This window comes from Gordonia jinhuaensis, assembly GCF_014639795.1.
GTDB lineage: Bacteria > Actinomycetota > Actinomycetes > Mycobacteriales > Mycobacteriaceae > Gordonia_B > Gordonia_B jinhuaensis.
In genome coordinates, this window is the sequence record NZ_BMGC01000059.1 from 1 (window position 1) to 10628 (window position 10628).

Below are 10628 nucleotides of genomic sequence, written 5' to 3' on the forward strand. Positions count from 1 at the left end.
CGGAATGTGTCGCAACATCCAGATTTCCGGAGACCAGGGGCGTCTCACGTCATCGACACGCCAGCCCGCTGACCAGGCATTGCCCGCTCAAGTTCGAAGAGCCGTTATTGCACGGTGCCTGGTTGTGACAAGCCTGCTTTCGCCGGGGACCTCGACCATGTGCATGAATACGATCACGACAACCCGGCAGCTGGCGGTCAGACCACGGCGGTAGGGCTGGCGACCAAGTGCCGGATGCACCACCAGATGAAAACCGATGGTGTGTTTCTCGATGATCAGTACATCGACGCCACCGGCAAAGCCCGACAGGTCTTCTACACCCAGAATGGTGCAACCATCCACGGTTACGCCGAATCCGGTGACGACTTGTTCCCGACCCTGCGGGACATCACCTTCACCGACCCCGAACCACCGCCGAAACCTCCACCACCACAACCAAACACCCCAGAGTCACCCACCAGACGCCGACCACGCCTGGCAGACACACACGCCCGCCGACGCCAGGAACGCGAACGCAACCGCAAAGCCCTCGAGGCCACAGGGGAGCAGGAAGCTCGGCGCGCCGTCGAAGACCGACCGCCATTTTGAGTTCAGCCGTATGTGCGACGAGGCCGTCACGACATTCACATCAGTAGGTGATGGCTGCGGCGAGGACCCCGATCGTCATCGCCGCAAACGATGCCACACTGATCAGACGGTAGGGCATGCTCATGGCTGCGCTCTCACGAAAAGCCAACGGGAAGAACAACGCTGGATTTACCACTGTGCCGATGATCAAGACGATCCGCGCCCACTGGGGCAGCCCCGGAACCGCAAGTCCTACGGCGATGAGGATGATCCCCATGATGATGTAGTCGAGATGTGCTTGGAGAATCCGTCGAGGGCTCTTGATGCCGCACCTGGCAACCAGCGCAGGCATAGCGTGGTCTGCTGCCACCGCCCATCCCAACAATGTTCCCGCAGCCAGTTCGATGAGTCCCACACGGACGAGGTCGATCATGGCGAATGAGCCTATAGTGTCTGTTCATCGAGTAGCTGCCGAATGGTCAACTGCTGCGGTGAGGATGATGCGATGCTCACCCGTCGTGATTTCCTCCACGCCCCGGTGCTCGGTGCACTTGCCGCGACCTCTCTCGGTGCTGCCGTATCCGCACCGACTGCCCACGCGCGAGGAACCCGCGCAGGAGGAGAACGTGTGTATCCCCAGGACCTCGATCTGGTCACCGTCACCGACACGTCGTTCGCACTGACCTGGTTCACCGCCTCCGTCCCAGCCGCCGGAATCGGAGGCGGCGAGATCCGGCACCTGGCAGTTCCCGCCGACTCGGTGGTCCGATTCGGCACCGCTCCAGACAAACTCGACCGCGTTGCGCGGGGGACCGCAGACGTCGCCTACCACCACGTGGAGATCACCGGACTGCAGCCGGGAACCACCTACTACTACCGCGCCGAATCCGACGGTATCGCTGCGACACCACGCCGACTCCCTCATCTCGACGTCCAGGCACTCGGGGCCATCGTCAGCCGCGTGCGGTCCGGCGTGGCGAAGCCGGCCGAACTCAGGGCTGCCGCCGAACAGATCTCCATCGGATCGTCGGAAGCGGCCTCACCGGGTGTGGTCACCACGCTCACCCCACCGCCCGGCGCGCACATCCTCACCGTGGCGTTGAGCAACGACATGCACGTCGGCGAGACACAGAGCGGGCTCATCGTGGACGGTTTCCCGCCGCCGTTCGGATCGCTGCCCGGGCAACCGCCGTATCCGGAAACGATGGCATCGGCGATGATCGCCGACGTGGCGCGGCTGGGCGCGCGGGTGCTCATCCTCAACGGCGATCTCACCGCCGAGGCTGAACTCCTCGACGTACACGCCGCACACGGCTTCCTCGAGAAGTTCGCGCCCATCTCTTCCGGCGGCCGTCTCGCCGGCCGCGCGGTACTCACCTCACGCGGCAACCACGACCGCCCGCACACCGGCGACGAGTACCGCAGCTGTCCGCCGGTCGCCGGCACCGATCACTTCGACTGCCTCGTGGAATCATTTCCGCTCCCTCGGCAGCAGATGTACACCGCCCACGTGAACGGTATCCGCCTGATGGGCCTCGATACGGCGATGCTCGACGCCGCCGGCGGCACCATCGAACAACCACAGTTCGAGGCCATCGAACACGAACTACGTTCACAGCCAACACGTCCGACACTCGTCTTCGGCCATCACCCGGTCACCGACGAGTCCGCCCGCGAGGCGATCGCCGGGCAGTCCTTCGTCCTCGACCGCGCCTCGGCGCATCGTCTCGAGCGTCTCTACTCGGCAGCTCCGGGCGTCTTCCTGCACCACTCCGGACACACCCACCGCAACCGTCGGACCACCAGTTCGATTGCGCCCCATGTGGCATTCCTGGAGGTCGCGGCGATCAAGGAGTATCCGGGCGGATTCACCCTCGTCCACATCCACGAGGGCGGATACATGGCGAACTTCCACAAGAGTTCGGCGCCTGCGGCACGCGAGTGGAGTCAGGCGTCCTCACGACAGATGTTCGGCCTGCATCCGTCGGTCACCCTCGGCGGGATCGGCGACCGCAATTTCACGGTCACACGTGATGTGACGTCCTGACAGCCGCACGGTGCGGAGCGGCCTTCTTCTCGATGATCGCGGCCTGCACACCCAGGGTGATCGCCAGGTAGACCAGGATGCTCGCACCGTCGAGGCCACTGAGCGCATGCGACAGATTCCCGGTCACCGCATAAGAGGTCACCATGCCGATGCCCACGTGAGCGGCGATCGCGACGATCCAGAGCACCACGGTCAGCGCTCCGCCGCGTCGGACGAGGATGCCGGATGCGTTGCGATACACCGACATCGAATGTGCCCTGGGCGCGGCCAGAAGGGCAGCGACGACGAATCCCACGAGTACCCCGACGATCTCACCCGCCGCGACGTGGGAATGGTGCGAGAGGTACTGCAGTGTCTCGATGACACCGATGACCGCCAGGATCAACGGTAGCCGTAGGGGCGCGTCCTTGACGGCGCGTTCGCGCAGCTGCTGGTAGAGGATCCAGCCGACCACGATGACGACGATCGCGACGTCTGGGCGAGGTGTGTGTTCATGTCTTCGATGCTCGTCGAATCCGCAGCCGGATCCATCAACCCCAGGGTGGACTCCGGGTTGATCTTGCTCGCCGAACACCCACCGTGCTGGTTACCGTGAGCGCATGGAGAGTCGCGGCGACGAGCTGATCGTGCGCCTGGTGGTGTCGGTGGCGATAGTGGTGTCGGTGATCGCCGAATGGCATGGCGGCACACCGCTGTGGCGACTGGTGGTGGGAACTGTCGCATCGGCGGTGACTGTCGCGGCGCTGCTCGTACAGTCCTCGCGGCTGTCGGTCGACCGCAGGCAGATGGCGCTGGTGATCGTGGTCGCCACCACCGTGCTCGGACTCGCCTTCAGCACCGATGCCACGCTGTGGATCGTCTACATCGGCGTCGGGGCAGCCGCCCGCTTCGGTCTGTGGACCGGGTACGACTCACTGCTGCTCGACACCCTGGTCGTGACGCCGCCGATGGTCGCATTGGCCGTCCACTCCTGGTGGCTGGCACATGGTGTCTGGAGTACCGCCTTCTACCTCGGCGTCGGCGTGGTGGTGATCGGATTCGTGGTGGTGCGCCGCCGGCAGCGCGACGCCGCCGAGCTGGCCGCTGCGCAATCGATGGTCATCGAACAGGAACGAGCCAGAGCTCATGTCGAACACCTGCAACGCGAGGTCGCCGCGCAGATCCACGATGTGCTCGCACACACACTCTCGGGTCTGATCGTTACCCTGCAGGGCGCTGCGGTGGCCGCTGAGCGCGACGGGGCCTCGGCCGACGTCACCGCACGACTCGACACCGCAATCGGACTGGCGCGCGACGGGCTCGCCGGTGCGCGTGATGCCGTGGAGACACTGACCGACTCCCGTGCCGCGGATACCTCGACCGAACAACCGCTCACGCAGTGGACACATGACACGATCGAGCAGTTCACGACCGTTGCGGGCCTCGACGTGACGATCGTCGGCACCCCGGAATCGGTTCCCGCATCGTGGGATCGGCTGACCCGATCACTCATCATGGAGGGACTCACCAACAGCATGAAGCACGCGGCGGGCGCACCCGTGCGCCTGGAGTTCACCCCGGAGGCGGTCGGCATCGTCTCGCTGGGCGACCCCGCGTCATTTGTCGATCTCGGCCACCGCAGCGGCGGACACGGACTGGCCGGATTGCGTGAGCGCGTCGAGCACCACGGCGGCCGACTCGAATACGGCCCTAGCGCACAGGGTTTCGTCGTGACCATGAGGATGTCGCTGAGGTGAGGGCATCATGAGCACGGTGCGCGTGGTCGTCGCCGACGATCAGCGGGTGGTCCGCGACGGCCTCGCGTCGATACTGGCGATCTTCGACGGGATCGATGTCGTCGGCGTCGCCGCCGACGGTGCGCAGGCGCTGGCACTGGTCGCCGAACACGACCCCGACGTGTTGCTGACCGATCTGCGGATGCCGGGGATGGGCGGCATCGAGGCCATCACACAACTGGTCGCCGCGGGCAGGCGCACGAAGGCGGTCGCGCTGACGACCTATGACGACGACGCCACGATCGTGGAGGCGCTCGACGCCGGTGCGGTGGGCTTCCTCAACAAGGACGCCGACCCCCAGACCTTGCGGACCGCGATCGAGGCGGCGGCCGCGGGGCGCTCTCTGCTCGATGCGAAGGCGATGTCGGCACTGCTGGCCCGCGACCGGCTCGCCGCGGCGCGCGGGCACGGCACACCCGACCACAATCCCGACGGACTCACCGAACGCGAAGTGGAGGTACTCGCCTTGATCGCGGCCGGGTCGTCGAATCAACAGATCGCATCGACGCTGGTGGTGAGCATGGCCACGGTGAAAACCCACGTTAACCACCTGCTGTCGAAAACCGGTAGCCGCGACCGCGCGGCCTTGGTGGCCTATGCATATCGCCATGGTCTGGCCCGACGACCATAGGCTAGCCTCAACTGCATTGTGTCTCTCCTGAACCGGCCGTTACTGCAACCCGCGTCCACGCCGCCGGAACAGGTGCCGATCAGTATCGACAATGCGAATGCCCGCCGTCTGGTGTGGCGCACCATGTTCTCCTGCCCCCGGCTCACCGTTCCGGCCGCGATCCTGCTGATCCTGCATCAGTTCTGCGAGGCGCTGGTCCCGGTGGTCATGGGCCGGGCGATCGACCAGGCGATCAGCACCGGTGACTCCGGCGCTCTTTTCACCTGGATCGTGGTGCTCGCGGTGGTGTTCCTGGCGTTGTCGACGACGTTCCGGTTCGGTTCACGCCTGGGCTATCTCGCGGTCAACACCGTCGGCCACCGGCTCCGTTCGGCGGTCACCGACCGGATCCTCGACCCGCGCGGAATGGCGGGTCCGCAGCGATCGGCGGGAACGCTCCTGTCGATCGCGACCTCCGATGTGATGCGACTGGCGATGACGGTGTCGCTGGGGCTGTATCCGGTCGCCGAACTCGCAGCGGTGGTGTTCTGCGGTGCGATGCTGCTGTCGATCTCGTGGCCGCTGGGGCTGGCGATCCTCGTTGCGGCCCCACTCCTGCTGTGGTTCATGGACGTCGTGGGCGCACCGCTGCGCCGCCGCAGCGAACACGAACAGCAGCGAGCGGGTGAGGCGGCCGGATCGGCGGCCGACTTGATGACCGGCTATCGGGTGATCGCGGGGATGGCCGCCCAGCCCGAGGCCGCGCACCGCTACCGACAGTCGTCCCGGCGCGCACTCACCGCGGTCGTCCACGCGCGTCGCGCCGAAGGGGCATTCCTCGTCGCCACGGGGCTGTTCACCTCGCTGCTGGTCGTCGGCGTGGGTGTGGCCGCCGGGCTGCTCGCGGTGCACGGGTCGATCAGCGTCGGCCAGCTCATCGCCGTGGTCGGTCTGACCATCTTCGTGATCGCACCGCTGAGCATGATCGGGGCGAACCTGGGCGCCGTCTGGGCCTCGGGTCTGGCCTCGGCACAGCGTGTGCTCGGGGTGCTCACCGCCCCGCCCGCGGTGACCACCGGCGACCGGCCGGCGCCAGGACCCGACGGATCCGGTGTCAGCATCCGCGGTCTGACGCAGGGCGACATCGACGGGTTGGATCTCGACATCGCCGCACCCGGAATGACGGTGATCACCGGCGCCGGCGGCGATCTCGCGGCCGTGCTGTCGCGTGCGGTACGACCCGACGCCGGCACGGTTCTGGTCAACGGGACCGACCTGTTCGACATCGCCTACCCCGACGTGCTCACACTGTTGCGCGTCGCGCCGCACAGCGCCGACCTGTTCACCGGCAGCGTCATCGACAACGTCGCCGGCGGGGCCATGGTGGGAGATGCGGCCGGCGAGGAAACGGCTGCCGACCTGACTCGCGTCGACCGATCTCTCCTGGCCGCGGGTGCCGACGACCTCGCCGACATCCTTCCCGACGGACTGGACACCGATGTGGGGGAGTCGGGCCGCTTCCTATCCGGGGGTCAGCGTCAGCGCGTCGCGCTGGCACGGGCACTGGCCGCCGACACCGACTATCTCGTGCTGGTCGATCCGACCACCGCGGTCGACTCGGTCACCGAGTCGATGATCGCCGCGCGCATCGCCGAGCTACGCCGTGACCGCGCCACGATCGTGCTCACCGATTCGCCGGCGTTCCTGGCCGTCGCCGACCGGGTGGTGGTCTTGTGAGCATGCCGCTCGCCTCCGGTAAACGGATCGCCGCTGCGGTCCGGAGGAGTCTGCGCGGATACGGCTGGCTCGTGCTCGTCACGCTGGTGGTGCTCGTCGCGGCCGCCGCGCTAGAACTGGTGACCCCCTGGGGGCTGGGGCATATGGTCGACATCGCCAGTGGCAGTGGCGGACACCGCGCCACGTCGGTGTGGCGCACCGGCGGGCTCATGGTCGCCGCGGCAATCGCCAGTGCGCTGCTCACGGGCCTCGGGGTGGCGCTGGCCGGTCGGCTGCTCGAGACGATGCTCGCGCGACTACGCGAATCCCTGGTCACCACCGCGCTGTCGCTGCCGGCCGCCGAGGTCGAACGCGCAGGCACCGGCGATCTGGTCTCCCGCGCCACCGACGATGTGTCCACCGTCGGCGCCGCGATCGGCCGAGCGCTACCCGCACTGTCGACCTCGTCGTTCGCGGTGGGCGTGAGCATTGTCGGGCTCGCCGCTCTCGACTGGCGGTTCTTGGCGGTGGTCGTCGTGACGTTGCCGATGTACGTCTGGGCGGTTCGTGTCTATCTGGCCAGGGCCCCGCAGGTCTACGCCGCCGAACGCGCCGCGGTCGCCGACCGGGCCCAGCACGTGCTGGCGTCGATCCGCGGGCTCGACACCGCGCGCGCGTTCGGACTCGGGCGCATCCTCGCCGCCGCCATCGCGGTGGGATCGTGGGCGGCCGTGGTGTGGGCGATGCGCGCCCGCCTCGTCCAGAATCGCCTCTGGGGTCGGATGAACACCGCCGAATTCCTCGGCATGGCAACGATTCTGGTGGTCGGGTTCTATCTCGTCCGCGACGGCTCGCTCACCGTCGGCGCCACCACCACCGCAATGCTGCTCTTCCTGCAGCTGTTCGGACCGATCGGCGGGGTGCTGATGGTCTTCGACGACGTGCAGTCGGCGCTGGCCTCGCTGTCGCGGATCGTCGGCGTGATCGACGCCGCCGATCGCGTTGACGACACCGGCGGACCCGAGCGGCTGCCCCACACGCGGTCCGAACGTGTGGTGATCGACCGCGTCGGATTCGGTTACCGTCCCGAACATCGCGTGCTACATGACATCTCGATGACTGTCGATGACGGCGAGCATGTGGCGGTGGTTGGGGCCTCAGGTGCGGGTAAGACCACCATCGCCGCCCTCATCGCCGGTATCCACCACCCGCAGAGCGGCCGGGTCGCCGTACGTGCCGACCGAATGGTGCTGATGGCACAGGAATCACATGTCTTCGGCGGGCCGCTCGCCGACGATCTGCGACTGGTCGCGCCGGATGCCCCCGACACGACCCTGTACGACGCCCTGCGCACCGTCGGCGCCGACGACTGGGTACGGCGGCTGCCCGAGGGCATCGACACAGTGGTCGGTGCCGAAGGACATCAACTCTCGCCGGTGCAGGTCCAGCAGATCGCCCTCGCGCGGCTGGTGCTCGCCGACCCCGATCTGGTGGTCCTCGACGAGGCCACGTCGGAGGCGGGCAGTGCCCATGCGTCGATCCTCGACGCCGGCGCGCAGGCCGCACTGGCCGGACGGACCGCGGTGATCATCGCCCATCGGCTCGAACAGGCCTCCCGCGCCGACCGGATCCTGGTGATGGACCGGGGCCGGATCATCGAATCCGGGTCGCACGACCAGCTGTTGCGCCGCGCGGGCCGCTATGCGCAGCTGTGGGCGAGCTGGTCGGCGGACGGGCGCGCCGGGGAGCGGCGATGAGACGCCGCCGTACCGCAACGCTGGCGGTGGCCTGTCTGATCCTGGTGCTTCTCGTGTGCGCGGGGTTGATCATCGGTTCGGGTGGCATCTCGGTGAGCACCGCCTTCGACGCCGTCTTCCACTTCGACCATTCGCCGGAGCAGGCGGTGGTGCGCGACCTGCGTTGGCCGCGGACACTTCTCGGCATCATCGTGGGTGCCGCGCTCGGCGTCTCGGGCACGGTGATCCAGACGCTCACCCGCAACCCGATCGCCGATCCCGGCCTGCTCGGCGTCAATGCCGGCGCGGCGTTCGCGGTCTCGGTCGGTGTCGCGGTGTTCTCGGTGACCAGCATCTGGGGCTTCATCTGGTTCGCCTTCCTCGGGGCATTCGTGCTCTCGGTGCTGGTGTTCGTCCTCGGATCGTCGGCGCGGGGCGGGGCATCCCCACTGCGGCTCACCCTCGCCGGTGTCGCGGCAGGCGCCCTGCTCACCGGCCTCACCACCGGGCTGACACTGGTCAACCCGGTGGCCTTCGACCAGATGCGGTTCTGGCGGGTCGGCACACTGGCCGACCGCGGGATGACCCCGGTGGTGGCCATCAGCGGTTTCGTGGTGGTCGGCGTGGTGGTCGCCTGGCTCATCGCCGGATCGCTGGACACCGTCGCACTCGGCGACGATGTGGCCCGCGGTCTCGGTGCCGGGCTGTTCCGGACGAGACTCGTCGGCGTCGCGGTGGTGACGATCCTGTGCGGCGCGGCGACCGCGGCCGCGGGTCCCATCGCCTTCGTCGGTCTGATGGTGCCGCATGTGTCACGACGGCTGGTCGGCAACGACGGCCGCTGGATCATCGTGTTCTCGGCGGTCTGCGGCGCGATCGTGGTGGTGGCCTCCGACGTGGTGGCCCGGCTCGTGATCAGACCCGGCGAGCTGTCGGTGGGTACGGTCACCGCCTTCCTGGGGGCACCGGTGCTGATCTGGCTCATCCGCCGATCGGGGATCAGGGTATGAGTGCACCGAGCGTGAAACCGCCGATCCGGCTGCGCGGCAGGATCAGCATGCGCAGCGTGATCGTCACCCTGATTCTGGTGGTCCTGGCGCTGGTCGTTGGGGTCATCGCGCTGGGTCTTGGGGACTACTCGGTGGCACCCGCGCGAGTGGTGGCGGCGCTGACCGGTGGCGGCAATCGTTTCGAACATCTGGTGGTGGTGGAATGGCGGCTGCCGCGGGTGCTGATGGCCCTGTTGCTGGGCGCGGCGCTCGGTGCGGCCGGTGCGATCTTCCAGTCGATCACCCGTAACCCCCTGGGCTCACCCGACATCATCGGCTTCAACTCCGGTGCCTACACCGGGGCGCTGGTGGTGATCCTCGTGGCCGGGCAGGTCGGATATGTCTCACGTGCCGTGGGTGCGCTGGTCGGCGGGATCGTGTGCGCACTCGTGGTGTACCTGTTGGCATTCCGGCGCGGTGTCCGCGGGTTCCGGTTCATCATCGTCGGCATCTCGGTGAGCGCGATGCTCGAGGCCGTCAACGCGTGGCTGATCCAGAAGGCCGACCTGTCGCAGGCGATGTCGGTGGCCACGTGGGGAGCGGGATCGCTCAACGGGGTCACCTGGTCGCAGGCAGGTCCGGCGGCCGTCGTGATCTGCGTGCTGGTCCCGTTCGTCCTGGTCGCCGGGCGCCGACTGGAACTGCTCGACCTCGGTGACGACGTGGCGAGCGCGCTGGGTGTGCGGGTGGAGTCGACGCGCCTGGCGCTGATCGTGCTGGGGATCGCGCTGATCGCGGTGCCCGCCGCGGTCGCCGGTCCGATCGCCTTTGTCTCACTGGCCGCCCCGCATCTCGCCCGCCGCCTGGTGCGCGGCTCGGGCGCGATGCTGCTGCCCGCCGCGGCGATGGGAGCGCTGCTGTTGGTGCTGGCCGACACGGTGGGGCAGCACGCATTCGGTGACAAGCAGCTCCCGGTGGGCGTGGTCACGGTGTCCATCGGTGGCGCCTATCTGCTCTGGCTGCTGGCGTGGGAGGGGCGGCGCATGTGACGGGGGCTTTCGAACCCCGTGTGGAATAGGTTAGCCTCAATACCGTTCAGTTAAGGTTACATGCGTGTAGTTTTAGGTGTATGCCTCGTGCTGGGTGGGTGAAGCCGGAGTCGGATCGTCGGTTGTCGGATGTGGTGTC

Annotated in this window: 10 protein-coding genes; 8 read left to right on the forward strand and 2 right to left on the reverse strand. The window is 67.6% G+C overall.

Translation table 11 applies throughout. From position 1 onward, the window contains the following. Positions 1-246 precede the first annotated feature (246 nt). A complete protein-coding gene (locus IEW22_RS18975; protein WP_188588831.1) occupies positions 247-588 on the forward strand; it encodes a hypothetical protein in 342 nt (113 codons plus the stop codon). A 40-nt stretch (positions 589-628) separates the two neighbouring features. Here IEW22_RS18975 and IEW22_RS18980 read toward each other — a convergent pair whose 3' ends face one another. Then, positions 629-1000: a hypothetical protein gene (locus IEW22_RS18980; RefSeq protein ID WP_188588833.1), complete on the reverse strand. Its 372-nt coding sequence runs from the start codon at positions 998-1000 to the stop codon at positions 629-631. Between the two features lie 195 nt (positions 1001-1195). Between IEW22_RS18980 and IEW22_RS18985 the strand changes: the two genes are divergently transcribed. After that, positions 1196-2614: a fibronectin type III domain-containing protein gene (locus tag IEW22_RS18985; protein ID WP_188588835.1), complete on the forward strand. Its 1419-nt coding sequence runs from the start codon at positions 1196-1198 to the stop codon at positions 2612-2614. Here the strand turns inward: IEW22_RS18985 and IEW22_RS18990 are convergent. After that, entirely contained in the window at positions 2592-3068 is a 477-nt protein-coding gene (locus tag IEW22_RS18990; protein WP_229742909.1) for a hypothetical protein, read from the reverse strand. The genes IEW22_RS18985 and IEW22_RS18990 overlap by 23 nt on opposite strands. A gap of 145 nt (positions 3069-3213) precedes the next feature. On the opposite strand from IEW22_RS18990, the gene IEW22_RS18995 reads away from it, so the two are divergent. The 6 genes from IEW22_RS18995 to IEW22_RS19020 all read left to right on the forward strand — a co-directional run bounded on the left by IEW22_RS18995 (position 3214) and on the right by IEW22_RS19020 (position 10489). Next, a complete protein-coding gene (locus tag IEW22_RS18995) occupies positions 3214-4350 on the forward strand; it encodes a sensor histidine kinase (RefSeq protein WP_188588837.1) in 1137 nt (378 codons plus the stop codon). 7 nt (positions 4351-4357) lie between these two features. Beyond that, complete coding sequence (locus IEW22_RS19000) at positions 4358-5020, forward strand: response regulator (protein WP_188588840.1); 663 nt, start codon at positions 4358-4360, stop codon at positions 5018-5020. Between the two features lie 72 nt (positions 5021-5092). Next, positions 5093-6736, forward strand: a complete 1644-nt coding sequence (locus tag IEW22_RS19005) for an ABC transporter ATP-binding protein (protein ID WP_188588842.1) — start codon at positions 5093-5095, stop codon at positions 6734-6736. Between the two features lie 2 nt (positions 6737-6738). Next, positions 6739-8472, forward strand: a complete 1734-nt coding sequence (locus tag IEW22_RS19010; RefSeq protein WP_188588848.1) for an ABC transporter ATP-binding protein — start codon at positions 6739-6741, stop codon at positions 8470-8472. Beyond that, positions 8469-9461 carry a FecCD family ABC transporter permease gene (locus tag IEW22_RS19015; protein WP_188588843.1) on the forward strand — a complete coding sequence of 331 codons (993 nt, stop codon included), beginning with the start codon at positions 8469-8471 and terminating at the stop codon, positions 9459-9461. The genes IEW22_RS19010 and IEW22_RS19015 overlap by 4 nt, the downstream gene beginning before the upstream one ends. Next, positions 9458-10489, forward strand: coding sequence for a FecCD family ABC transporter permease (locus tag IEW22_RS19020; RefSeq protein WP_188588845.1), 1032 nt, complete (start codon positions 9458-9460; stop codon positions 10487-10489). Before IEW22_RS19015 ends, IEW22_RS19020 begins: the two co-directional genes overlap by 4 nt. Positions 10490-10628: the final 139 nt, after the last annotated feature.